The organism is Streptomyces sp. NPDC088785 (genome assembly GCF_044750685.1).
GTDB lineage: Bacteria > Actinomycetota > Actinomycetes > Streptomycetales > Streptomycetaceae > Streptomyces.
The window spans coordinates 15,910-40,390 of record NZ_JBIVKH010000005.1 but is presented as its reverse complement, the minus strand read 5'-3'; the positions used below and the strand labels follow the sequence as shown (position 1 = coordinate 40,390).

Annotated in this window: 21 protein-coding genes; 12 read left to right on the top strand and 9 right to left on the bottom strand. The window is 72.9% G+C overall.

Annotated elements, in window-relative coordinates; translation table 11 throughout:
• The first annotated feature begins 180 nt into the window (after nucleotides 1–180).
• From ACIP5K_RS17320 to ACIP5K_RS17305, 4 genes are all read left to right on the top strand, one after another.
• Nucleotides 181–930 carry a Tat pathway signal sequence domain protein gene (locus ACIP5K_RS17320; protein WP_401410316.1) on the top strand — a complete coding sequence of 250 codons (750 nt, stop codon included), beginning with the start codon at nucleotides 181–183 and terminating at the stop codon, nucleotides 928–930.
• A 67-nt stretch (nucleotides 931–997) separates the two neighbouring features.
• The gene (locus tag ACIP5K_RS17315) at nucleotides 998–2,326 is read left to right on the top strand and encodes a copper amine oxidase (RefSeq protein WP_401410314.1); all 1,329 of its coding nucleotides are present in this window, start codon (nucleotides 998–1,000) and stop codon (nucleotides 2,324–2,326) included.
• Between the two features lie 125 nt (nucleotides 2,327–2,451).
• Nucleotides 2,452–3,720, top strand: a complete 1,269-nt coding sequence (locus ACIP5K_RS17310; RefSeq protein ID WP_401410312.1) for an SAV2148 family HEPN domain-containing protein — start codon at nucleotides 2,452–2,454, stop codon at nucleotides 3,718–3,720.
• 132 nt (nucleotides 3,721–3,852) lie between these two features.
• Nucleotides 3,853–4,590 (top strand): 3'-5' exonuclease, encoded by a 738-nt coding sequence (locus tag ACIP5K_RS17305; RefSeq protein ID WP_401410310.1) that lies wholly within the window; start codon nucleotides 3,853–3,855, stop codon nucleotides 4,588–4,590.
• A gap of 53 nt (nucleotides 4,591–4,643) precedes the next feature.
• Here the strand turns inward: ACIP5K_RS17305 and ACIP5K_RS17300 are convergent, their stop codons facing one another.
• Nucleotides 4,644–5,510, bottom strand: coding sequence for a phosphotransferase enzyme family protein (locus ACIP5K_RS17300; RefSeq protein WP_401410308.1), 867 nt, complete (start codon nucleotides 5,508–5,510; stop codon nucleotides 4,644–4,646).
• Nucleotides 5,511–5,734: 224 nt separating this feature from the next.
• On the opposite strand from ACIP5K_RS17300, the gene ACIP5K_RS17295 reads away from it, so the two are divergent.
• From ACIP5K_RS17295 to ACIP5K_RS17275, 5 genes are all read left to right on the top strand, one after another.
• The gene (locus ACIP5K_RS17295; protein ID WP_401410306.1) at nucleotides 5,735–6,640 is read left to right on the top strand and encodes a carbohydrate ABC transporter permease; all 906 of its coding nucleotides are present in this window, start codon (nucleotides 5,735–5,737) and stop codon (nucleotides 6,638–6,640) included.
• Complete coding sequence (locus ACIP5K_RS17290; protein ID WP_401410304.1) at nucleotides 6,640–7,473, top strand: carbohydrate ABC transporter permease; 834 nt, start codon at nucleotides 6,640–6,642, stop codon at nucleotides 7,471–7,473. The genes ACIP5K_RS17295 and ACIP5K_RS17290 overlap by 1 nt, the downstream gene beginning before the upstream one ends.
• Entirely contained in the window at nucleotides 7,473–8,765 is a 1,293-nt protein-coding gene (locus tag ACIP5K_RS17285) for an ABC transporter substrate-binding protein (RefSeq protein WP_401410302.1), read from the top strand. Before ACIP5K_RS17290 ends, ACIP5K_RS17285 begins: the two co-directional genes overlap by 1 nt.
• A gap of 123 nt (nucleotides 8,766–8,888) precedes the next feature.
• Nucleotides 8,889–10,151, top strand: a complete 1,263-nt coding sequence (gene mgt / locus ACIP5K_RS17280) for a macrolide-inactivating glycosyltransferase (RefSeq protein ID WP_401410300.1) — start codon at nucleotides 8,889–8,891, stop codon at nucleotides 10,149–10,151.
• Nucleotides 10,152–10,306: 155 nt separating this feature from the next.
• Nucleotides 10,307–11,503, top strand: coding sequence for a CDP-alcohol phosphatidyltransferase family protein (locus ACIP5K_RS17275; RefSeq protein ID WP_401410298.1), 1,197 nt, complete (start codon nucleotides 10,307–10,309; stop codon nucleotides 11,501–11,503).
• Nucleotides 11,504–11,551: 48 nt separating this feature from the next.
• Here the strand turns inward: ACIP5K_RS17275 and ACIP5K_RS17270 are convergent, their stop codons facing one another.
• Complete coding sequence (locus tag ACIP5K_RS17270) at nucleotides 11,552–13,852, bottom strand: MMPL family transporter (protein WP_401410296.1); 2,301 nt, start codon at nucleotides 13,850–13,852, stop codon at nucleotides 11,552–11,554.
• Between the two features lie 277 nt (nucleotides 13,853–14,129).
• Between ACIP5K_RS17270 and ACIP5K_RS17265 the strand changes: the two genes are divergently transcribed.
• Complete coding sequence (locus tag ACIP5K_RS17265) at nucleotides 14,130–14,687, top strand: DUF1697 domain-containing protein (protein ID WP_401410294.1); 558 nt, start codon at nucleotides 14,130–14,132, stop codon at nucleotides 14,685–14,687.
• Here the strand turns inward: ACIP5K_RS17265 and ACIP5K_RS17260 are convergent.
• Complete coding sequence (locus tag ACIP5K_RS17260) at nucleotides 14,668–15,537, bottom strand: aldo/keto reductase (RefSeq protein ID WP_401410292.1); 870 nt, start codon at nucleotides 15,535–15,537, stop codon at nucleotides 14,668–14,670. The two genes, ACIP5K_RS17265 and ACIP5K_RS17260, sit on opposite strands and share 20 nt — an antisense overlap.
• A gap of 67 nt (nucleotides 15,538–15,604) precedes the next feature.
• Here ACIP5K_RS17260 and ACIP5K_RS17255 point away from each other — a divergent pair, with 67 nt between their 5' ends.
• Complete coding sequence (locus ACIP5K_RS17255; RefSeq protein ID WP_401410290.1) at nucleotides 15,605–16,633, top strand: ketopantoate reductase family protein; 1,029 nt, start codon at nucleotides 15,605–15,607, stop codon at nucleotides 16,631–16,633.
• Between the two features lie 213 nt (nucleotides 16,634–16,846).
• Here the strand turns inward: ACIP5K_RS17255 and ACIP5K_RS17250 are convergent, their stop codons facing one another.
• Nucleotides 16,847–18,115 carry an MFS transporter gene (locus ACIP5K_RS17250; protein WP_401410288.1) on the bottom strand — a complete coding sequence of 423 codons (1,269 nt, stop codon included), beginning with the start codon at nucleotides 18,113–18,115 and terminating at the stop codon, nucleotides 16,847–16,849.
• Between the two features lie 83 nt (nucleotides 18,116–18,198).
• Between ACIP5K_RS17250 and ACIP5K_RS17245 the strand changes: the two genes are divergently transcribed.
• Nucleotides 18,199–19,209, top strand: a complete 1,011-nt coding sequence (locus ACIP5K_RS17245) for a DUF5937 family protein (RefSeq protein ID WP_401410286.1) — start codon at nucleotides 18,199–18,201, stop codon at nucleotides 19,207–19,209.
• A gap of 9 nt (nucleotides 19,210–19,218) precedes the next feature.
• Here ACIP5K_RS17245 and ACIP5K_RS17240 read toward each other — a convergent pair whose 3' ends face one another.
• The 5 genes from ACIP5K_RS17240 to ACIP5K_RS17220 form a co-directional block, all read right to left on the bottom strand.
• On the bottom strand, nucleotides 19,219–19,974 hold the full coding sequence (locus ACIP5K_RS17240) for a sirohydrochlorin chelatase (protein WP_401410284.1): 756 nt from the start codon (nucleotides 19,972–19,974) through the stop codon (nucleotides 19,219–19,221).
• A gap of 10 nt (nucleotides 19,975–19,984) precedes the next feature.
• Entirely contained in the window at nucleotides 19,985–20,944 is a 960-nt protein-coding gene (locus ACIP5K_RS17235) for an ABC transporter permease (RefSeq protein ID WP_401410282.1), read from the bottom strand.
• The gene (locus tag ACIP5K_RS17230; RefSeq protein WP_401410280.1) at nucleotides 20,931–21,725 is read right to left on the bottom strand and encodes an ABC transporter ATP-binding protein; all 795 of its coding nucleotides are present in this window, start codon (nucleotides 21,723–21,725) and stop codon (nucleotides 20,931–20,933) included. The genes ACIP5K_RS17235 and ACIP5K_RS17230 overlap by 14 nt, the downstream gene beginning before the upstream one ends.
• 37 nt (nucleotides 21,726–21,762) lie before the next feature.
• Nucleotides 21,763–22,875 carry an ABC transporter substrate-binding protein gene (locus ACIP5K_RS17225; protein ID WP_401410278.1) on the bottom strand — a complete coding sequence of 371 codons (1,113 nt, stop codon included), beginning with the start codon at nucleotides 22,873–22,875 and terminating at the stop codon, nucleotides 21,763–21,765.
• Nucleotides 22,876–23,132: 257 nt separating this feature from the next.
• On the bottom strand, nucleotides 23,133–24,479 hold the full coding sequence (locus tag ACIP5K_RS17220; protein WP_401410276.1) for a sulfate adenylyltransferase subunit 1: 1,347 nt from the start codon (nucleotides 24,477–24,479) through the stop codon (nucleotides 23,133–23,135).
• Nucleotides 24,480–24,481: the final 2 nt, after the last annotated feature.

Genomic DNA, 24,481 nt, shown 5'->3' with positions numbered 1-24,481 from the left:
ACTTCTGGCCCGGGGCTCCGGGCGACATCGGACAGTCTCCCCCGAACATGGCGGAACCAGCCGGGAGTTGTGTCCCTCTTACAGGACGACCACGCAATACCGGTATGTCCCGCGACGGGACGGCCGGGGACAAAGGGGGAAGATGTGCGCGCGCTAGCAAGACGCCATCTCGGGAAAATCGTGGCGGGAGCGGCCCTCGCGGTCGCGGGGGCCGCGGTGACGCTGGGTGTGAGCCTGCCGCAGGACAAGGGGGACGACGCGGCCAGGGCCGCCACCGCGCAGCAGGACGCCGTGGCACCCGAGGGCAAGGTCGAGGCCGCGCCCGAGGAGGGCGCGAAGGGCATCGGCCGCGATCCGCTGACCGACGCGGAGACCGCCCGCGCGGAGCGGCTCGCCGAGGCCTCGAACGGCCTGCGGCTGAACGCGCGGGACGTGGAGGGCGACCGGGGCCCGCAGCACCTGTCGACGAACCTGACGGAGGCCGACCCGGACCTGAGCGCCGCCGCGGCGGCCCAGCGCCGGGCCGACGTCGTCTTCTACGACTACCGGACGGACGCGGTCGTCACCCGCACGGTGAACCTGGACACGGGCAAGGTCGAGGACACCGCCACCGACCGGGGCGTGCAGCCGCCGCCCAGCCGGGACGAACTGCGCCAGGCCGCCGAACTGCTGATCGCCAGCCCGCTCGGCGCCGACCTGAAGAGCGACTACGAGGACGCCACCGACAAGCCGCTGACCACGCCCGGCCAGCTCCAGCTGAGCGGCATGGTGTTCCGCAAGGAGACCGTCGCCAAGGTGCCCTCCGACCTGACCGCCTGCGGCAAGCACCGGTGCCTGCGCGTCGTCGCCAAGGTCACGAACGGACCGTGGATCGACACCCGCGCCCTGGTCGTCGACCTGAGCGACCGGACCGTCGGCCGCCTGTCCTGACGACCGGGGCCCCGGCCCCGCCGACCACTTCCGCCGCCGCTTCTCCTGCACAAGGGAGCCCTTCCGTATGCACGTCACGTACGCCAACAGAATCCCGCGCGCCCGCACCCGGCCCGCCGCCGTCCTCACGGGCCTCGCGGTCACCGCGCTGCTCGGCACCGCACTCGTCACCGCCCCGTCCGCCGTCGCCGGGCCCCAGCGGGCCCCCGCCGCCGCCACGCCCGCCTGCTCGGCCGCGTACCAGATCGAGCAGACCCTCGACGGCGGCACCACCTGGCGCATGTGCTGGCACTACAACACGCTGTCCGGGCTCGTCCTGGACGCTGTCAGCTACCAGCCCAAGAGCGAGCCCAAGCCGATCCCCGTCCTCACCAGTGCCCGCCTCGCGCAGGTCCATGTCCCCTACGACGACGGGGAGAACGAGTACGACGACATCACCGGCACCGACTTCGGCCAGGCGTTGCAGAACCTGACGCCGGCCGAGTGCCCGGGCGGCACCATCAAGACCGTCAAGGTCCCCGACCGGGGCGGCATCAAGGGCCTGTGCACCACCACGCGTGCGCGTGGGCACGCGTACCGGCTCAACGACGACGAGTCGACCGGCGGCCGCGGCAAGCTGTACAGCTCGCAGGGCAAGGACCTGCTGGTCTACACGGTCAACAAGGCCTCCTGGTACGAGTACATCACCGAGTGGCGCTTCTCCTCCGACGGCACCATCACCTCGAACGTCGGGGCCACCGGCAGCCTCTCCCCGTACGACTACAAGGGCACCGACGGCAAGGGCTGGCCCATCGGCAAGGGCGCGAGCGCCTACGCGGAGAGCCACAGCCACAACGTGTTCTGGCGGCTCAACTTCGGCCTCGACGGCTCCAGCAAGGCCAAGGTCGAGCAGTACGACTCGAAGGTCACCGCGCCGAGCGGCAACGGCGCGCCGACCACCAGGACGACCCGCACCCCCGTCACCAAGGAACTCGCCGGGGACGTGAAGGACATGCGGTGGTGGCGCGTGGTGTCCACGGCCGGCAAGAACAAGGACGGCCACCCGCGCTCGTACGAGTTCGTGCCCGGCCGCTCCAGCAAGTTCCCCGGGCGCTCGTTCACCAAGCACGACGTGTACTTCACCGAGTACAAGAAGTGCGAGCAGTACGCGAGCGACAACCCGTCGGCGAACTGCGGCGGGACAAGTGTGGACAAGTGGGTCTCGGGTCAGGCGCTGACGCACCCGATCACCTGGGTCAACATCGGGTTCCACCACATCGCCCGGGACGAGGACCAGCAGCCCATGCCGGTCCACTGGCAGGGCTTCTCCATCGCCCCCAGGGACGTGACCGCTATGAATCCGCTCACTCCCGCGGATCTGGCCGGACAGAACGGCCTTCCCGTGAACGGCGGTTGAGAAACTCTCCGGTCCATCCGGCTGCACCGCCCGCCGCTCCCGGAGTACCCTTCCTTGATCGTTGCAGGGGGAGTGCTCGACATAGCTCGACAAAGCTCGGGGGAGCGGAAGGCGGTGCGGAGCGGGTGAGCTCGGGTGGTCTGGAGCTGCCCCCTGGTGACGACGGTCACGAGGGTCAGGAAGGGCTAGGGGCGGGCTCGTCGGACATCCCGCCCGGCGCGGTGTCGCTGGCCCGCCCCATGGACGTGGGATCGCAGATCGGACCCGAACTGGACTGGGGCACCGACGCCTGGCGCGAGGTCCGCACGCGCGCACAGCGGGCCGGCCGCGCCTACATCTGGCTGAACCTGGTCGAGCAGCGGCTGCGGGCCGTCGTCGCGGCCGTGCTGCGCCCCATCTACGAGCCGGTGAACGGGGACGACTGGGTCGTCGCCGCCGCCGGACCGGCCGGCCAGGAGTGGGTGCAGCGCGCCGTCGCCGTGCGCGAGGTCAGCCGCCGCAAGGGCTACCTCCTCGACCCGGCGGACGACAACGTCCTGTCGTTCCTGACGCTGCCCCAGCTGCGCGAGCTGATGGTGCAGCACTGGCCGTGCTTCGAGCCGTACTTCGACGACCGGCGCGACGTCGAACTCGCCCTGGACGAGCTGGAGGTCACCCGCAACGTGGTCTCCCGCAACCGTGCCCTGTCCGAGACGGTCCTCGCCCAGGCCGAGCGCGCCTCGGCCCGGCTCCTGGAGATGCTCGGCGCCGGCTCCGACGTGCCCTCCGCCCGCCGGCTGCCCATCGACGCCGTCGAGGACCTGGTCGGCGACCGGTACGCGGACGTGGTCGGCGTCCACTCCGACCGGGTGCGGCTGCTGCGCCAGTTCCCCGCCGAGGACCTGTTCGGCGGGGCCCGCCGGCTCGACGCCATCGGGATAGGCCTGAATCTGCTGGTGCAGAACTTCTCGGGGCGGCGCCTCGTGCGGCTCGCCGGGTCCGGCTGCCGGGTCCGGCTGCTCTTCCTGAACCCGGCCTCCAGCGCCGTCAAGCGGCGCGAGCGGGAACTGGGCCTCAAGCGCGGCGAGTTGAGCCGCGCCGTCGAGATGAACATCCTGCACATGCGCCGGGTGCGGGCCGGCCTGCGGGATCCCGCCGCGTTCGAGATCCGGGTCTTCGACGAGACCCCGCGCTTCACCGCCTACCTCGTCGACGGCGACGGCTCGGACGGCATCGCCGTCGTCCAGACGTACCTGCGGCGGATGCGGGGGATGGAGGCGCCGGTCCTGGTGCTGCGCGGCGGCGGCCGGGTGCTGCGGTCGGGCCCCTCCGCCGACACCGGCGAGAACGGACTTTTCGTGACGTACCGCGATGAGTTCGAACAGGCGTGGGTGGACGGGCGCCCGGTGTCGTAGCGCTGTCGCCGCGGGTGGGGGCGCCGGCCCGCCCGGTGTGTGCCGCGGTGCACCGGGTCGCGGACCGATTGTCAGTGGCGCATGCGATCGTGGTGGTCACTGGGGGAACGCACCACGAAGAAGGGGGCTGCCATGAGCTGGCACCGGGAGCTATTGGTCGGCTTCGACCTGGAGACGACCGGGACGGATCCGCGCGAGGCGCGCATCGTCACGGGTGCCGTCATCGAGGTCAGGGACGGCGCGGTCCTCGGCCACCGCACGTGGCTGGCCGACCCGGGCGTCCCGATCCCGGACGAGGCGGTCGCGGTCCACGGCATCAGCACCGCGCGCGCGACCGCCGAGGGCGAGCCGGCCGACCGGGTCGCGGACGCCATCGCCACCGCCCTCGTCGGATACTGGCGCACGGGCGTCCCGGTGGTCGCGTACAACGCGGCGTTCGATCTGACGCTGCTCTCCGCCGAGTTGGCCCGGTACGGCCTGCCGTCGCTGAGCGACCGCCTCGGCGGCTCCGATCCGGCACCGGTCGTCGACCCGTACACGATCGACCGCAGCGTCGACCGCTACCGCCGGGGCAAGCGCAACCTCGAAGCGGTCTGCACCGAGTACGGAGTGACGCTCGACGCCGCGCACGACGCCTCCGCGGACGCCTTGGCCGCGACGCTGCTGGCGCGCGCGATAGGCGAGCGGCACACCAAGGTCGCCGGACTGGGCGCCGCCGAACTGCACCGCAGGCAGGTGGAGTGGTACGCGGACTGGGCGGCCGACTTCCAGACGTTCCTCCGCAAAAAGGGCGAGACGGACGCGGTGGTGGACCCGGCCTGGCCGATGCGCCCGATAGCCGACGCCCGGTCCAGCACCTCGGGCGTCTGAGCGCCGGGCGCTGCCCCCGCTGAGAACCCGCCGGGAACCCGCCGGGAGCCCGCCTAGAAGGGGTACCAGCGCACGGTGGCGTCCCCGTCCCGCAGCGACGCCACCCGTCGCCGGAACTCGGCCAGCGCCTCGGGGTTGCCCGGCGCGTGCTGGGCGACCCAGGCGCAGGAGGCGGTCTCCCGGGCGCCGCGCAGCACGGCGCAGCCGTCCCACTCGCGCACGTCCCACCCGTAGGCCTCGACGAACCCGTCGTAGGCCGCCGCGGGCAGCCCGTACCGGTCCCGTGACAGCGCCATGACCACCAGATCGTGCTCCCGGAAGTCCGAGGAGAACGTCTCCAGGTCGACCAGGACCGGCCCCTCGGGCCCGATGTGCACGTTGCGGGGCAGCGCGTCGCCGTGGATCGGCCCGACGGGCAGCCGCGGGGTGAGCGCGGCGGCAGCCGCGGCGAACCCGTCGCGCCGCGCGCGCAGATAGTCCGCGTCGGCGGCGTCGATCGCGTCGCCCGCGAGCCGCAGCCAGCGCTCGACCCCGCCGAGCAGTTCGCGCCGGGGCAGTTCGAATCCGGTGGGCACCGGCAGCGCGTGCACCAGCGTGAGGAGCGCGGCGAGATCGCGGGGCTCGGCCGGGCGCACGGCCGCCGGGATGCGGTGCCAGAGCGTCACCGGGTGCCCGTCGACGAGCAGCGCATCGTCCCGGGCGGCGCGCACCGCGGGGACGCCGTGTGCGGCGAGGTAGGAGGCGACGGCCAGCTCGCGGCGGGCCCGGTCGAGGAGTTCCGGTGCCCGCTCGGTACCGCGGCCGACCTTGACGACGAGGTCGCCCGCGCCGAAGACCGCGTTCTCCCCGAGGGCGAGCAGCTCCGCGCCGCCGTCGATCCCCGCCCGCGCCAGCACGTCCCGTGCCCGTGCCTCGTCCATGTCGTGCCTCCCGCGTTCCAGCTGGTACCGGCCCAGTCTCGCACCCGGCGCCGCGCGCCCCCGTACCCGTCCGTGCGGCATCCCGCGCGGCATGACATCCGGGTGCCGTACGTCTTGACGCCATCCGGTGTTGTCACGACCATGACGTGGGCCGCCGGGGCGGCCGGAAGCCGTGTGCGTCAGCCGAACCGCGCCATCCGAACCGCCCGAAGGAGCCGCATTCCATGACGACGGCGAGCACGCCGCAGGCGGAGCGGACCGCCGCGCGAGAGCGCGGGGCCTGGTTCCTGGTGCTGCCCGCGCTGATCCCGATCCTCGCCCTCAGCGTGGGCCCGATCCTGTACGGCGTCGGGCTCGCCCTCACCGACTCCCAGTCCGGCCGCACCGCCTCCACCCGGTGGGTCGGCACCCTCAACTTCCGGGACCTGCTGCACGACACCCTGTTCTGGGAGTCGTTCCGGATCGGCCTGGTGTGGGCGGTCGGGGTGACGGTCCCGCAGTTCGTGCTCGCCCTCGGCCTCGCCCTCCTGCTCGACCAGAACCTGCGGTTCAGGTGGCTGGCGCGGGCCCTCGCGATCGTCCCGTGGGCGATGCCCGAGGTCGTCGTCGGCATCATGTGGCGGCTCGTCTACCACCCCGACGCCGGGGTCCTCAACGAGACGCTGCGCGGCCTCGGCCTCGGCGACGGCCGCGACTGGCTCACCGGCCTCGCCACCGCGCTGCCCGCCGTGATCGTCGTGGGGATCTGGGCGGGCATGCCGCAGACCACCGTGGCGCTGCTCGCCGGGTTGCAGAACACCCCGCGCGAACTGCACGAGGCGGCGGCGATGGACGGGGCCGGGGCCTGGCGCCGGTTCCGCACGGTGACCTGGCCCGCGCTGCGGCCCGTCGCCCTCGCCATCACCGCGCTCAACTTCATCTGGAACTTCAACTCGTTCGCCCTCGTCTACGTCCTGACGAACGGCGGACCCGGCGGCCGCACCCGCCTGCCCATGCTGTTCGCCTACGAAGAGGCCTTCCGCTACGGCCAGTTCGGCTACGCGGCGGCGATGGGCTGCGCCATGGTCGCCGTCATCTCGATCCTGCTCGCCCTCTACCTTGCGGGCCGGCTCAAGGGAGGCGACGAGTGATGTCCAAGGTCGGCCGGTCCACCCGCGCGGGCCAGTATCTCGCGCTCCTCGCGTATCTCGTCTTCCTCGCGTTCCCGTTCCTGTGGCTGATCTCCACGGCGTTCAAGCCCGCGGGCGAACTGGCGAGCCTGCACCCCACCTGGATCCCCACGCACCCCACCCTCGCCAACTTCCGGCAGGCCTTCGACGAGCAGCCCCTGCTGCGGGCCGCCGGGAACTCCCTGCTCGTCGCCGCCTGCGCCGCCGTCGCCGCGCTCGCCGTCGCGACCCCGATGGCGTACGTCATGGCCCGCCACCGGGGGCCGCTCGCCCGGGCCGCGACCGGCTGGGTGGTGATCAGCCAGGCGTTCCCCTTCGTCCTGCTGATCATCCCGCTGTTCCTGGTCCTGAAGAACCTCCACCTGATCAACTCCCTGGTGGGCCTCACCCTCGTCTACGTGGTGTGGGCGCTGCCCTTCGCCCTGTGGATGCTCGTCGGCTATGTCCGGGCCGTGCCCCGGGAGCTGGAGGAGGCGGCGGCCGTCGACGGCGCGGGCCGGCTGCGGACCCTGGTCTCGGTGACGGCGCCGCTGCTCGCGCCGGGGCTCGTGGCGACGGGCCTGTTCGCGTTCATCACGGCGTGGAACGAGTTCTTCTTCGCGCTGGTCCTGATGAAGTCGCCGGAGCGGCAGACGCTGCCCGTGCTCCTCACCCACTTCCTGGGCGCCGAGGGCGCCGCCGACCTGGGCCCGCTCGCGGCCGGGGCGTTCCTGGCGACCCTGCCGTCCCTGCTGATCTTCGCCGTGATCCAGAAACGCGTCGCCGGCGGCATGCTGGCCGGAGCGGTGAAGTGATGCGCGGCGCGCGCCGGGCCGCCACCGCGCTGGCCGCCGTGACGGCCCTGCTGCTCGCCGGCTGCTCGGGCGGGTCCGGGACGGCGGACGACGGCCGCGTCACCCTGGAGTTCCAGTCCCTGGCCTGGCAGAAGGAGTCCGTCGACGCCAACAAGCGGCTCGTCGCGGAGTGGAACCGCGCCCATCCCGACATCCGGGTCGAGTACGTCCAGGGCAGCTGGGACAGCGTCCACGACCAGCTGCTGACCGCGTTCGAGGGCGGCGAGGCGCCCGACATCATCCACGACGCCTCCGACGACCTGGCCGACTTCGCCTACGGCGGGTACCTGGCCGACCTGCGCGACTACCTCCCCGCCCGCCTCCGCTCCGACATCCCGGACCGCAGCTGGCGCACGACGACCTTCGGCGACGGGATCTACGGCGTCCCCTTCCTCCAGGAGCCGCGGGTGCTCATCGCCGACGCGGCCCGGCTCAGGGCGTCGGGCGTGCGGATCCCGACGCCGCGACGGCCCTGGACCTGGGGCGAGTTCCGGCGGATCGCCGCGGAGCTGAGCGGGGACGGGAAGTACGGCGTCGCCTGGCCGCTGAAGGAGCCGGTCTCGGCGACGCTGAACCTCTCGCTGTCCACCGGCGGCACGCTGTTCCACCGCGGCGCGGACGGCAGGGTGACGATCCGGTTCGGCGCGGCGGACGCGGTGGTGCCGCGCACCGTCCACGACCAGGTGAACACCGACCACAGCGCCTCCGGCAGCACGCTCGGCATGGGGGGATCGGACACGCTGCCCGGGTTCTTCGCGGGCAAGTACGCGATGGTGCCGCTCGGCTTCTCCTACCGGCAGCAGATCGTGCAGCAGGCGCCCGAGGGCTTCGAGTGGCAGGTGCTGCCCGCGCCGGCGGGCGCCGACGGCCTCGCCCAGGGCGTCAGCCCGCAGACCCTCTCCGTGTCCGAGGACAGCCCGCACAAGAAGGAGGCGGCCCGCTTCATCGACTTCCTCCTCCAGCCGCGCAACACGGTCCGGCTCGCCCTCGGCGACTGGATGCTGCCCACCGGCACCCGGGCCCTGAAGGACCCCGCGCTGCGCACGCCGAAGAACGGCTGGGCGACCGGCACCGCCCTCGCCGCCGGACTCCGCCCGGCCCCGGCGCAGTCCGTGCGCGGCTACCCGGAGTGGAAGGACAAGGTGGCCACGCCCGCGCTCCAGGAGTACTACAGCGGCGCGATCGGCCTCGCCGAACTCCGCCGACGCCTGGTCGAGGACGGGAACCTCGTCCTCGCGCGCTACCAGCGCTGATCCGACCGCCCCCCGACGCGGACCGCCCCTCGATCCCCTCGATCCCTCCGATCCGATGGGGGGATCGGGTCCCGCTGCGCAAAATGGTTGCACGAGACGTCTCGTCTCGTTTACGGTAGGCGCATGACGAACCCGGAACACCCCCAGGACCGTGCCCGCGCCCACATCGCCATGTTCTCCATCGCCGCCCACGGGCACGTGAACCCGAGTCTCGAAGTGATCCGGGAGCTCGTGGCCCGCGGGCACCGCGTCACGTACGCGATCCCGCACCTCTTCGTGGACAAGGTCGCCGAGACCGGCGCCGAGCCGATCCCGTACCGCAGCACGCTGCCCGGCCCCGACGACGACCCGGCGGCCTGGGGGACCACGCTGCTCGACAACGTGGAGCCGTTCCTCGACGACGCCATCCAGGTCCTGCCGCAGCTCGTCGAGGCGTACGAGGGCGAGGGCGGGGCCGGCGTGCCCGACCTCGTGATCCACGACATCACCTCGTACCCGGCCATCGTGCTCGCCCGCCGCTGGGGCGTGCCCGCGGTCTCCCTCTCACCGAACCTCGTGGCCTGGGACGGCTACGAGGAGGAGGTCGCCGAGCCGATGTGGGCCGGGCCGAGGAGCACCGAGCGGGGCAAGGCGTACTACGCCAAGTTCACCGCCTGGCTGCGGGAGAACGGGATCGCGGACGAACCGGACCCGTTCGTCGGGCGCCCGCCCCGCTCCCTCGTCCTCATCCCCCGGGCGCTCCAGCCGCACGCCGACCGCGTCGACACCACGCGGTACAGCTTCGTCGGCGCCTGCCGGGGCGATCGCTCCGCGCAGGGCGCGTGGCAGCGGCCGGCCGATGCCGAGCGGGTGCTGCTCGTCTCGCTCGGATCGTCCTTCACCGACCAGCCGGACTTCTACCGCGAGTGCGTCAAGGCATTCGGGGATCTGCCGGGCTGGCACGTCGTGCTCCAGATCGGCAAGCACGTCACCGCCGACGATCTCGGCGCCATTCCGGGGAATGTGGACGTGCGGAACTGGGTGCCGCAGCTGGCGATCCTGGAACAGGCCGACGCTTTCCTCACCCACGCGGGTGCGGGCGGGAGTCAGGAAGGGCTCGGCACCGCCACCCCCATGGTCTGCGTACCGCAGGCCGTCGACCAGTTCGGGAACGCCGACGTGCTCCAGGCGCTCGGGGTCGCCCGGCACCTCCCGAAGGAGGAGGCCACGGCCGACAACCTGCGCGAAGCCGTCCTCGCGCTCGTCGACGACCCCGAGGTGGCGCGACGCCTCGCCGCGATCCGGGCGGAGATGGCCGGGGAGGGCGGCACCCCGCGCGCGGCCGACCTCATCGAGGCGGAACTGCACCGACGGAATTCGGGGACGAGCGGTTCCATTCGTCCGTGAAAAAGATGTGCGCATGCGATAACGGGCCGACACGCATTGCCGCCTTTGACCACTACTCCTCGGCAAAGGTTGTGCCGAACTTCTCTTGAACTTGGTGTGAATACTTTCTTAGCGTGAGGTGAACCTGCTCTGGCACATCGAAAGTTGGCGCCCCCATGCCCCGAGACATACCACCGCTGTCCGACGTGCGTCGGCTCACGCAGAAGAAGCGTGACGCGTGGTGGACCGTGCTGCTCGTCGACCCGGTCGCGACGCCGCTCGTGCGGCTCACTGCCCGGTGGACACGCATCACGCCGAACCAGATCACCTGGGGCGCGCTCCTCCTGGGCCTCGGCGCGGCCGGCTGCTTCGCCATGGGGGACTGGCGCTGGCTGATCGCCGGTGCCGTCGTGTACCACCTGAGCTTCATCCTCGACTGCATGGACGGCAAGGTCGCCCGGCTGACCGGGCAGGGCTCCGTGTTCGGCGCCTGGCTCGACTACATCTTCGACCGCGTCCGCGTCATGGCCTGTGCCGTCGCCCTGATGGGCGGCCAGTACCACCGCACCGGTGACATCTGGTACGTGTGGCTCGCGGTCGCCGTCGTCTTCCTCGACGGGCTGCGCTATCTCAACGCGCTGGAGATCTTCAAGACGCGGCACACCATGCGCAAGAAGATCAAGGCGCATGTGCGGGCCGCCCGCCGCGCCCAGAACGAGCAGAGCCTCGCCTTCATGGAGGACCTGCTGCGGGCCAATCCGTCGGCCGACATGGAGCAGGACCTGAGCGGCGCCGCCGCCGACGCCGAGACGGGCGTCGACGAGGACGGCGACGTGGTGGAGGCGCGGCGCGAGGCGGACGGGCCGGCGGCACCGGAGACCCCGGGCCAGGAGGCTCCGGCACCGCAGACCCCGGTCCTGGCCCCCAAGCGTCAGGTCGTCGACCTGCACCAGGAGTTCCGCAGCCGCTTCCCGGGCTATCTGCGGCTGCGTGCCTTCCTGCTGCGCCACCGGATCCGCACCCACCTGATCAGCGGCATCGAGTTCCAGATGGCCGTCTTCATCGTCGGCCCGCTGATCGACCAGGTGATCGGCACCACCGTGGTGGCCGGCGCGCTGCTGCTCGTCTTCGAACTCGCCATCGTCTACAAGCTGCTGCTGTCCACGCGCGACTTCGGCCGCACGCTCGACGCCTTCGAGCAGGAGGCCCAGAAGCACGCGGCCCAGAAGCTGGAGGCGCAGGAGCTGGAGGCGCAGGAGCTGGAGGCGCAGGAGCAGGAGGCGCGGGAGCAGGAGGGCCAGGCGCAGGAGAGCCCCGCGCCGGAGATCCCGCGGCAGAAGAACCACGAGGAGGGTGTGCCCACCGCCGTCTGACGCGGCGGGCGGGCACACCGTCCCGGAGCGGGGCGGGGAAGGCGGTCGTCAGACGCGCACTTCCTCGCCCCCCTTCGCGTTCCCGGCCCGCCGCGCGTCCTCGTCGCCCGGCGCGGCCGGGACCGGGGCGGGCGCGAGCGGCTCGTCGTGCGTCAGGTCCGGCATCCGGCGCAGCCACCGGGGCAGGTACCAGTTGGCCTCGCCGAGCAGGGCCATCACGGCCGGGAGCAGCACACCGCGGATGACGGTCGCGTCGATCAGGACGGCCGCCGCGAGACCCACGCCCATCTGCTTCATCGACTGCATGGACAGCGTGCCGAAGATCGAGAACACGGCGACCATGATGACGGCGGCGCTGGTGACCACGCCCGCGGTCGTCACGACACCGTGCCGGATCGCCTCGGTGTTGCTGCGCCCCTGAAGCCGCGCCTCCCTGATCCGCGACACCACGAACACGTGGTAGTCCATCGACAGGCCGAACAGGATCACGAACAGGAACAGCGGCAGCCAGGAGATGATCGCGCCGACCCCCTCGGCGCCGACCAGGGACGCGCCCCAGCCGTGCTGGAAGACGGCGACGAGGATGCCGTACGCGGCGCCCACGCTCAGCAGGTTGAGCACGATCGAGGTGATCGCGACGGTCAGCGAGCGGAACGAGAGCAGCATCAGCAGGAAGGCGAAGGCGACCACGAAGGCGAAGACGGGGAGGACCGAGCCGACGATCTGGTCGTTGAAGTCCTTCGACCCGGCGACCTGACCGGTGATCGGCGCCTCGACGCCGTCGACCTTGCCGAGCGTGGCCGGCCGCACCTCGTCCCGCAGCAGTGTCAGGCTCCGCTCCGCCCTGTCCTGGTCGGAGCCGCCGACCAGGGGCACGTAGACGAACGCGACGTTCTGCGCCGCGTGCACCGTCACCTCGACCGGGCCGCGCGAGGCGCCCGAAGCGACGGCCCGCGCCCGGAAGTCGGCGAGCGCCGCGCGCACCTCGGGCGCGTCGATGTCCGGGGCGCCGACGACGACCTCGGCCGGCTCGGAGCCGCCCGGGAACGCCGCGTTGACCCGGTCGTACGTCGCCACGATCGGCAGCGAGTCGCCAAACTCCTGGTCCAGGGTGAGGTTCTGGGTCTTCATGCCGAGCGCCGGCGCGGCGACGGCGAGCAGGGCGCAGACCGCGACGGCCACCGAGACGGCGGGCCGCCTCAGGACGACGCCCAGGACGCGCGTCCAGAAGCGGCTGCCGCTCTCGCCGCCGCGCCGCCGGCCCCGGCGCGGGAAGGGGAGGCGGCCCTTCTCGACGCGCTCGCCGAGCAGCGACAGCAGCGCGGGCAGCACGGTCACCGAGCCGACCATCGCGACGGCGACCACCATCAGCGAGGCGAGCCCCATCGCCTGGAACTCGGCGATGCCGGTGAACAGCATGCCCGCCATCGCCACGCAGACCGTGACGCCGGAGACGATGACGGCGCGTCCGCTGGTGGCCGCCGCGATCCGCAGCGCCGTCCCCGCGTCGTGGCCCTTCATCCGCTCCTCGCGCTCGCGGCGCAGGTAGAACAGGCAGTAGTCGACGCCGACCGCGAGACCGACCAGCAGCATCACCGAGTTGGCGGTGTCGCTCATCGGCTGGACATGGCTGACGATCGCCATCAGGCCCATCGTCGCCATGATCGCGGTGACCGCGAGCGCCACCGGCAGCAGCGCCGCGACGAGCGCGCCGAACGCGATCAGCAGGATGCCGAGCGCCACCGGCACCGCCGAGTACTCGGCGGTCCGGAAGTCGTCACCGAAGGCGTCGTCGAAGGTCTTGTTCATGCTCGCCGCGCCGATCTCCTCCACCCGCAGCGAGCGGTGGTCGTCCGCGACGCCCGCGACGGCCCGCTGGACCGGCCCGACCCGGTCCGCCGCCGTCTCCGGGTCGCCCCGCATGTCGAACTGGACGAGCGCGGTGCGGCCGTCCTTCGACACGGACTGGGCGCGGGCGGCGTAGGGGGAGCGGACGTTCGTGACCGCGCCGGTGCCCTCGACGGCCTTGACGACGTCCTCGACCGCCCGCCGGAACTCCGGTGCCGTGGAGCGCAGCCGGCCGTCCTTCGCCTGGACGAGCACGGTCTCGCCGGCCGGTTCGTCGAGACCGGCCCGCTCGGTGATCTGCTCGGCCCGGCCGGTCTCGCCCTTCAGCTGGTCGCTCTCCTTGACGTCGACCCGGCCCGCCGCGTTGCCGAGGCCCATCGCCAGGACGACGAACAGCACCCAGATCCCCACCGCCGCCCATCGGTGCCGGGCGCTCCACCCGCCGGCCCGGGCCGCGACGCCGCGGACCCGCCCCTCCTGCCGTTCCCCGTTCCTCACCATGAGGTCACCTCCGGATTCGAAGGTAGGGGCGGCGTGCGCGCGCTTCGTCGTGCTGCCCGACGAGGTGCGGGCGGCGGCCGTCGGCGCGGAGGATGACGAACGCCCCTTACATCTATCTGAGTTGGGCCGTCCGCTTCGGTATTACGGAACCTTGTTGAATAAGTCACAGCTGTCTGGAGGTCTTGATCTGCTCGCGTCCATCGGCCAGGGTTTCGTCTCGGTCGGCGGCCGTCGCGCCCACCCCCACGGGGCGCGACGGCCGCCCTATCGTGGGCGCATGACGATCACCGGATACGCGGCGCTGCTGCGCGGCATCAACGTCGGCGGCAACAAGAAGGTCCCGATGGCCCGACTGCGGGCCCTGGTCGAGGGGTTGGGCCATCACGACGTGACGACCTACTTGCAGAGCGGGAACGTCACCTTCACGGCCGAGGGCGGCGAAGAGGAGCCGCTCGCCGCGGCGATCGCGCAGGCCGTCGCCGACACGTTCGGCTTCCCGGTCGACGTCCTGGTCCGCGACCACGCCTACCTGGCGGCCGTCCGGGACGCCTGCCCGTTCCCCGCCGCCGAGCTGGAGGCGAAGCAACTGCACGTCACGTACCTGTCGCGGACCCCGGACCCGGAGCGGTATGCCGGGATCGACCGGGCCGCCCACGTGCCCGAGGACTTCCGGCTCGGCGACCGCGCCCTCTACCTCTACGCGCCCGACGGGCTCGGCCGGTCCAAGCTGGCCGAGCAGCTGGCCCGGCCCGCCGTCCAGAAGGGCCTGATCGCGACGAGCCGGAACTGGAACACCGTCGAGCGGCTCGTGGAGCTCACGCGCCCGGCACCGTGAGCGCGTCCAGCCGGGCCAGGTCCCCCTCGGTGAGTCGGAGCCCGGCCGCCGCGACGTTCTCCTCCAGGTGCGCCACGCTCCCCGTGCCCGGCGTCGGGCACAGCACGGGGGAGCGGTGCAGCAGCCAGGCGAGGGCCACCTGCGACGGGGTCGCGCCGTGCGCCGCCGCGACCTCCGTCAGCCCCTGATGATCCGTCAAGGCGCCGTTGCCCAGCGGGAACCAGGGCAGGAACGCGATGCCCCGCGCCTCGCACAGCCGCAGCAGCGGTTCCGCGGCACGGTCCAGGACGTTGTAGCGGTTCTGCACCGAGACGATCGGCACGATGTCCAGGTCGACGGCCTCCTGGAGCTGCTCGGCCCGCACGGAGTCCAGGCCCACGTGCCGGATCTTCCCCTCGTCCCGCAGCTCCCGCAACACCCCGAGCTGGTCGGCGAGCGGCACGCGCGGGTCGATCCGGTGCAGCTGGTAGAGGTCGACCCGCTCCAGCCGCAGCCGGCGCAGGCTCGCCTCGCACGTCGCGCGCAGCCAGGCCGGGCTGCCGTCGATGTGCCAGGCCTCCGCCGAGGTCCGCACACAGCCGCCCTTGGTGGCGATCACCAGGTCGTCGGCGTACGGATGCAGTGCGGCGGCGACCCGCTCCTCCGCGATGCCCGGCCCGTAGTTGTCGGCGGTGTCGATGAGCGTCACCCCCAGCTCCACGGCCCGCCGCAGCACGGCCGTCGCGTCGGCGTCGCTGCCGCGCGGCCCCCAGGCGCCCCGCCCCGTGAGGTGCACCGTGCCGTAGCCGAGCCGGCGAACGGGCAGGTCGGAGCCGAGGGTGAGGGTCGTCCGCGGAGCGCTGGTCGTCATGGCCCGACGGTAACCGATGGCCTGTGCACCTGGTTCGGGAGGCCGGGTCTGTGCCAGGGTCGCCCTCATGCGCTATCTCATCATCGGAGCGGGAGCGGTCGGCGGCGCCATCGGCGCCCGGCTCGCCGAGGCCGGGCAGGACGTCGTCCTGGTGGCGCGCGGCAAGCAGTACGAGGCGCTGCGCGAGCGGGGACTGCTGTTCGAGGCGCCGGACGGGACACGCGTGCACCGGCCGCCCGTCGCCGACGGGCCGGGAGCCCTCGGCACACTGCGCGCCGACGACGTCCTCGTGCTCTGCGTGAAGACCCAGGACAGTGCCGCCGCGCTGGCCGCCTGGGGCGCCGCCCCCGTCGAGGGCGGCGGCACCGCGGCCGGCCGGCTGCCCCTGGTGTGCGCGCAGAACGGCGTCGAGAGCGAGCGGCTCGCCCTGCGCTCCTTCCGGCGCGTGTACGCGATGTGCGTCTGGCTGCCCGCCACCCTCGTCGAGCCGGGCGTGGTGCGCGCCGCGGGCACGCCGCTCACCGGCATCCTCCACCTGGGCCGCTACCCCGCGGGCAGCGACGGCACGGCGCGGGAGATCGCCGCAGGACTGGAGCGCGGGCGGCTCGCCGCGCCCGTCGTCGACGACGTGATGCGCTGGAAGCACGCCAAGCTGCTCGCCAACCTCGCCAACGCCATCGAGGCGCTGTCCGGGGTGCGCACCGACGACGCGGGCGCCGCCCTGTACCGGCGGGCCCGCGCCGAGGGCGAGGCCGTGCTGGACGCCGCCGGGATCGCCCACACCGGGCCGGAGGAGGAGCGCGCGGTGCGCGGCGACCGGATCACGCTGGAGCCGCTCGACGGCGCACCGCGCGGCGGCGGCTCCACCTGGCAGTCGCTCGACCGGGGCGCGGGCAGCGTCGAGGTGGACTGGCTCAACGGCGAGATCGGCCTCCTCGGACGCCTGCACGGGGTGCCGACCCCGGTCAACGACGTCCTCCAGGAACGCGCGAACGACGCGGCCCGCCACGGGCGCCCGCCCGGCGCGACCCCGATCGCGGACCTGGCCGCCGCGGTCGACGCGCGGCTCCGGGCCACCCGGAGCCCGTCCCCGTAGTTCCCTCTCGTAGCTCCCTCCCGAGGACCTGGCGGACCGCGACCCCACCGCCGGGGGCGACTGGGCCGAGCGGTACGCGGCGCGGCTCGCGAGGCCGTGGGCCGGACTCGTCCCGCACGGCTGGGACGTGCCCCGCGGTGGACCGGCCGCGGGCCACCGCCGGCTCGACGCCTACCGACCCCTCGTCACCCCTCGTCACCCCCCTCACCCCCCTCACTCCCCGCGCCACTCCGCGTCCCGCCGCGCCCACCGCACGGCCGGCCCCACCCCCAGACCGGCCACCACGAACAACGCCGCGAGCACGATCCAGCCCGCCGCGCCGTGCCGGATCGCCGTCACCGTCACCAGCGCGGGCGCGGCCATGGCCGCCGCGGCCTGGCCGGAGTTGAACACGCCCTGGTAGACGCCCTGCGCACGGGCGTCCGCGAGCCCGTACCCGACGGTCCAGCCGCCCGCCGCCGACAGCGCCTCGGCGAGCACCTGCACCACCGCGCCCACCACCAGCAGGGCCAGCGCCCCCAGCGGCGACAGCCCGGCCGTCACCGCGAACGCCGCGCACGACAGTGCGAGCAGCAGTCCCGCGCGGCGCATCGCCCGCACCGCGCCCGGCAGATCCGCGACGCCCCGGGTCGCCCGCACCTGCACCAGCGCCACCAGGACGCAGTTGAGGACCATCACCAGCGCCGCCGACCAGCGCGGCGCCTCGGTGTGCCCGACGATCCACAGCGGCAGCCCCACCTCCAACAGGCCGTACTGCAAGGCCAGTACGGCGTTGAGGAACGTCACCGCGAGGAACGGCAGATCGCGCACCGCCCGCCAGCGGCCGCCCGCCGGGGCGCCGTCCGCGACCCGCCGCCCGCCCTCGCCCGGCAGTCGCCGCACCAGCAGGGCCGAGGCCACGAACAGGCCCGCGTCCAGCAGGATCAGCACCGTGTACCCGGCCCGGCTGTCGAGCTGGAGCGCCAGGGCACCGAAGGCCCCGCCCACCCCCATGCCGGCGTTCGTCACCATCCGCAGATGCGCGCGGCCCTCCACCCGCGCCCCGGCGGGGAGCACGTCCGCGTAGAGCGCGTTGCGCACGCCCATGCCCGCCTGGCACAGCGCCGCGTACGCGATCGCCGCACCGAGGAACGCCGGGTACGACCCGACCACCGTGTACGCGGCGAGCGCCCCGCCGCAGCCGATCCACAGCCAGGTCAGCAGCGTGCGCCGCCCCCACAGGTCGGAGGCCCACCCGGCGGGCGGCCCCGCGGCGATCCCGAACAGCCCGGCCACCGTGAGCCCGACCCCGACCGAGGTCGCGCCCAGGCCGACGACCCGCGTGAAGTACAGGACGCTGACGGGGAAGAACAGGCCGCGCCCGAAGGCGTTGAGGAGCGTGAGGGCGGATAGCCGCCGCAGCACGGGGCCGGCGGGCAGCAGGCCGCCGAAACGGGTGGCCGCGGGGGCGGCGGGACGCGCCGCCGGTGGTGAGGTGGTCATGCCTCCAGCGAAACGGGGTTCCGGACGCCGCGACATTTCTTTAGCGTGGGGCTAAAAGGACGACCGGAAGAGGGACGCCGTCCGTGATCGAGTTCCGCTTCGTCATGGGCGACCTGGCCCGCACGTCGTTCGCCTACTCGCCGCTCCAGGAGGCCGTGTACTCGCTGCGCGCCTGGCGGGAACCCGCGCGCTACCCGCACCAGCGGCCCTGGCTGCGCCGCCTCGGGCCCGCCTTCCGCCGCCAGGACACCGAACTCCTCGGCGCGCTCATCGCCCCGCACCTGTGGATCCCGGACTTCCTCACCCCGCGCCCCGACCGGCCCCGCCCCGCGCTCGCCCGGCAGCTCGACGCGCTGCGCCGGGTGCCGCCGCACCTTCTCGCACCCGGATTCACCTCCGCGTACGACACCACGGCCGACCGGCTGCCGCCCGTGCTGCGCGCCGGGCTCGCCGACCCGGCCGCGTTCCGCCACCGCATCGCCGACGCGCTGGAGTCCTACTGGCACGCCTGCCTCGCCGCCGACTGGTGGCCGCGCGTGCAGTCCGTCCTGGAGGCCGACCTCACCCATCGCGGCAAGGTGCTCGCGGAGGAGGGGGTGGGCGGCCTGTTCACCGGCCTCGACCCGCGCCTGTCGTGGGACGGCGCGGTCCTCACCCTCGTCCAGACCAACAGCCACGGCTATCTCCCCTGGCCGAAGGCCGACATCCCCATCGGCGGCCGCGGACTCGTCCTCGTGCCGACCCTGTTCGCGCACGGCGCCCACACCATGATCGACCCCGGACTCCCCCCACTGCTCAGCTACCCCGCGCGCGGTCGCGCCACGATCTCCGAGACCGCGCCGCCCGCCTCGGGCGAGGCCCTGACCCGGCTGCTGGGCGCGGCCCGCGCCCGGCTCCTGCGGCTGCTCGCGGAACCCGCCTCCACGACCGAACTGGCCCACCGCCTCGCCGTCACGCCCGGCGCCGTCAGCCAGCACCTGTCGATCCTCTACGACGCCGGACTGCTGACCCGCACCCGCGGCGGACGCAGCGTCCGGTACGGGCGCAGCGACCTCGGGGAGCGGCTGTGCGGGCCGGACGGCCCCGCGTCCTGACCCGGCCGCTCAGGCGCCGACGGCCAGCAACTCCCGTACGGCCGCGGCCGCGTCGTCGTAGCGGCGCAGCAGCAGCCGCGCCACCTCGGGCGCCGGGCCGAGCACCCCGCCCACCACGTCCGCACCGGCGGCGCCCGCCACGATCCGGTCCGGGAGCCGGCCGGGCGCCAGCACGTAAGGAGCCACGGCGACGCGCTCGCAGCCCAGGTCGCGCAGCGCGCGCACGGCGTCCTCCGTGCGCGGCAGAGATGCGGAGGCGAAAGCAGGCCGCACGGCGCACCAACCGGTGTGCCGCCACTCCCGCGCGATATCTGCGATCACTGCGATCGCCTCCGGGTCACTGGAGCCCGCCGAGGCCAGCACGACCCCGGTCCTGGGCCTGTCGGCCGGGTCGAGCCCGGCCTCGTACAGCCGCCGTTCCAGGGCCGACACCAGCAGCGGCGACGGGCCGAGGACGGCGGCCTGACGCACGCGCAGGCCCGGCGGCGCCTCCCGCAGCACCGCCGGGATGTCGGCCTTCGCGTGGAAGGCGCGGGTGAGCAGCAGCGGGAGGGCGACCACGTCGCGGACGCCCTCCGCCGCCAGGGACGCGAGCACCCCGCCCACCGACGGGACGTCGAAGTCCAGGAACGCGGTCTCCACCCGCACCCCCGGCCGCCGCGCCCGCACCTCGCGCACCAGGGCGTGCACGGTCGCGGCGTGCCGCGGATCGCGGCTGCCGTGGGCGATGACCAGCAGGACGGGGGAGCCGGCGCAGTGGTGCATGAGAGGTCGCTCAGTTCTTGACGAGGAGGCCGCGGCCGCGCAGCACACGACGCTCCAGCGGGCTGAAGATCAGCAGGTCGATGACGATACCGACGATCAGGATGAGGAAGATCGCGAGGAAGACCATCGGCATGGAGGAGGCGTTGCGGCCGTTCTCCAGGAGCTGGCCGAGACCCACGCCGAGGTCCGGCGACGACGCGATGATCTCCGCCGCCATCAGCGAGCGCCAGGAGAACGCCCAGCCCTGCTTGAGCCCCGCGAGATACCCGGGCAGTGACGCCGGCAGCACCACGTGCCACAGCCCGCGCACGCCGGTCGCGCCGAGGGTGCGGCCCGCCCGCAGGAACAGCGGCGGCACCTGGTCGACGCCGGACACCAGTCCGTTGGCGATCGAGGGGACCGCGCCCAGCAGGATCACCGCATACATCATCGAGTTGTCCAGGCCGAGCCAGAGCACGGCGGGCGGCACCCAGGCCACCGACGGCAGCGACTGGAGGCCCGACAGGATCGGCCCGATCGCCGCGCGCACGAACTTCACCCGGGCCACCAGCAGCCCGAGCGGGGTGCCGATGGCGAGCGCGAAGAGGAAGCCGAGCAGGCCGCGCGACACGCTCGTCCAGATGTAGCCGAGCAGATCGCCCTTGAGCCAGGCGTCGCGCAGCTCGGCCCACACGTCGCCGGGCGCGGGCAGCTTCGTCGGATCATCGACGATCTTGAAGGAGATCAGTGCCTGCCAGACCACCAGGACGACGACCACGGCGGTCAGCGGCGGCAGGATCTTCTCGCGGAACGTCTTCGAGAACGGCGTGCGCCCCGCGTGCACCGTCTCCAGCGCGTCCAGGCCCGCTTCGAGCCCGGCGAGGTCGTCCGTGCGGACGCTGTCGGCGGGTGCGCCCGTCCCGCCGGTGGTGCCGCTCGCGTCGTTCCCGTCCTTCTGGTCGACGAGGGCGGTCGGTTCAGTCCTTGCCATGGCGGCGGATCTCCCCCCGGAGTTGTTCGGTGATCTCGACGGAGAGCTCCGCCACGGCCGTGTCCTCGATGCGGCGCGGCTGCTCGATGTCGACGGTCCACTCGTGGGCGACCCGGCCGGGCCGCGACGACAGCAGCACGACGCGCTGGGCGAGCCGCACCGCCTCGCGGACGTTGTGGGTGACGAACAGGACGGAGACCTCCGTCTCCTTCCAGATCCGGGTCAGCTCGCCGTGCAGGACGTCACGGGTGATGGCGTCGAGCGCGGCGAACGGCTCGTCCATCAGCAGCAGCCGGGCGTCCTGCGCGAGCGCCCGCGCCAGCGCCACGCGCTGGCGCATGCCGCCGGACAGCTCGTGGACGCGCTTGCCGTACGCGTCCTGGAGGCGCACCAGCGTGAGCAGCTCCTCGGCGCGGGTGCGCCGCTCGGACTTGGCCACGCCCCGCAGTTTCAGGGCGAGTTCGATGTTCTTGCCCGCGGTCAGCCACGGGAAGAGGGCGTGCTCCTGGAACATCAGGGCGGGCCGCCCGTCCGTCGTGATGGAGCCGGCCGACGGGGCGTCGAGCCCCGCGACCAGGTTGAGCAGCGTCGACTTGCCGCAGCCCGAGGCTCCCAGGAGGGTGACGAACTCGCCCGGCGCGACATCGAGGCTGATGTCGTCCAGGACGAGCTGGGGCCCGGCCGGTGTGCCGAAGGATTTCGATACGTGCTCGATACGGGCCGCCGTGCCGCCCGTGCCGACGGCGGAGCCGGCCGCCGTGGTGGCGAGGGTGGTCGCCATGGTCGTCACCTCCTGGGAACTCGGTGGGACTGGACGGTTACTTGCTGCCGAGACCGGCGTCGTCGACCGCGCCGGCACCCTCGGCCTTGAGGACCTTGTTCAGCGGCGCCAGGTCGTAGATGCCCTTGAGGTCGGGCTTCTCCAGCAGACCCGCCTTGACCGCGTGGGCGGCCTCGCTGTCGAGGGTCGACGCCAGCGGGTCGTCGGTGAACTCGATGGACTTCCACGCCGGGTCGAGCACGTCCGCCGGGAGCGCCTTGCCGGAGTCGGCCTCCAGCTGCTTGTTCGCGGCCGCCTTCGCCGCGTCCGGGTTGGCGTTGATCCACTTGTTGGTCTTCACCGAACCGCGCAGCACGGCCTCGACGACGTCCGGGTGCGCCTTGAGGAACTTCTGCGACACGATGATGTTCGTGATCACGAACTTCTTGTCGGGCCACAGGTCGGACTCGTCGAGCAGCACCTTGCCGCCCTCGGCGACCAGCTTGGACGCGGTCGGCTCCGGCACCCAGCCACCGTCGATGGAACCGGACTTGAAGGCGTCCGGGGTGATCTTGTTGTCCGTGCGGACGACGGAGACATCGCCCTTGCCGGAGTTCGCGTCGACCTTCCAGCCCTTCTCGGCGACCCAGTTCAGGAACGCGACGTCCTGGGTGTTGCCGAGCTGCGGGGTGGCGATCTTCTTGCCCTTGACGTCGTCGAGGGACTTGATCTTCTTCGGGTCGACCACGAGCTTCACACCGCCGGAGGCGCTGCCGCCGATGATGCGCAGCGACGTGCCCTTGGACTTGGTGTAGCCGTTGATCGAGGGGGAGGGGCCGATCCAGCCGATGTCGATGGACCCGGCGTTCAGCGCCTCGATCTCCGAGGGGCCGGCGTTGAAGACCTGGTAGGAGGCCTTCGTGCCCTTCAGCTCCTTCTGGAAGAAGCCCTTCTGGTTGCCCACGAGAGCCGTGCCGTGGGTCAGGTTCCCGAAGTAGCCGATCTTGACGGAGTCGGCGGAGAGCGCCTTGCCCTTGGCGGCGACCTTCTCCTTGGAGCTGTCATCGGCTTTCGAGCCGTAGCTGCACGCCGTCGCGGCGAGCGCGAGGAGCGGCAGGGCGGCGACGGCCATCAAGGAGCGTCGCGCGAGGGTGGAGCGGCTGGCAGGCACGGGAGGTTTTCCTCTCGTAGGCCCGGCGGGTCACGCCTCAGGGCGTGGCCGGGACGTCGGCAGGTCTTCGTCTTCGCCGGACGGGCCGGACGCGGGACGTGGTGCTGAGGGTGCGGGGGGTGTGGGCGCGCAAGCGGTGCGCGTACGTCTTCACGCACATCGCGCGACCCCGCCCTGTCCGCTGCCGAGGGAGCCGCTGCCGACGCGGCCGCCCTCCTTGGCGAACGTGCCGTAGTAATCGATGGAGATCATGGTGATCAGAAGTCCCAACCGTCTTCGTCCGCAACAGAGTGGGTGGCCTCGGCGGTCGCGAACGACTCTCCGGCCATGCCGGCGGCCAGCGTGGTGCCGTCCGCCGGGTCGATCAGGAGGAACGACCCGGTGCGCCGCGAGTCCGCGTACGTGTCGATGGCGAGCGCCTCGGCGAGCCGTACCTTCACCCGGCCGATGTCGTTGGCGACGAGCCGCCCGGGGGAGGGGTGCTGGGAGAGGTCGTCGAGGGTGAGCCGCGACGGGATCTCCTTGACGATCGCCTTCACCGTGCGGGTGGTGTGCTTGAGCAGCACCCGCTGGCCGACGACGAGCGGGGTGTCGGCGACGTGGCACACGGTCGCCTCGACGTCCTGCGAGGTGGCGGGCGCGTCGTGGCTCGGCACGATCAGGTCGCCGCGCGAGATGTCGATGTCGTCCTCCAGCAGGAGGGTGACCGACTGCGGCGTCCACGCCACGTCGACCGGGGTGCCCAGCAGATCGATGCCCGCGACCTTCGAGGTGCGCCCGGAGGGCAGGACCGTCACCGGCTCGCCGACGCGGAAGGTGCCGGCGGCGATCTGGCCCGCGTAGCCGCGGTAGTCGGGGTGCTCGGCGGTCTGCGGGCGGATCACGTACTGCACGGGCAGCCGCGCGTGGCACCCCGTCAGATCGTGGCTGACCGGCACCGTCTCCAGGTGTTCGAGGACGGTGGGGCCGCCGTACCAGTCCATGTGGGCGGACGGCTCCACGACGTTGTCCCCGGCGAGCGCCGAGATCGGGATGGCGGTGATCTCCGGCACGCCCAGCTCGCCGGCGTACGCGGTGAACTCCTCGGCGATCCGCGCGAAGACCCGCTCCTCGTAGTCCACGAGGTCCATCTTGTTCACGGCGAGCACGACGTGCGGGACGCGCAGCAGCGCGGCGACGGCGGCGTGCCGGCGGGTCTGCTCGATGACGCCGTTGCGCGCGTCGACCAGGACCACGGCCAGGTCGGCGGTGGACGCGCCGGTGACCATGTTGCGCGTGTACTGCACGTGGCCCGGGGTGTCGGCGAGGATGAACCGGCGGCGGGGCGTGGCGAAGTAGCGGTACGCGACGTCGATGGTGATGCCCTGCTCGCGCTCGGCCCGCAGCCCGTCGGTGAGCAGCGCGAGGTCCGGCTCGGCGGCGCCGCGCGAACGCGAGGCGTGCTCGACGGCCTCCAGCTGGTCGACGAGGACCGACTTGGAGTCGTGCAGGAGCCGCCCGACGAGCGTGGACTTGCCGTCGTCGACCGAGCCGGCCGTGGCGAACCGCAGCAGGGTGGTGGCGGACAGACCGGCCAGCTCTTCAACAGCGGGGGTGGTGCTCATCT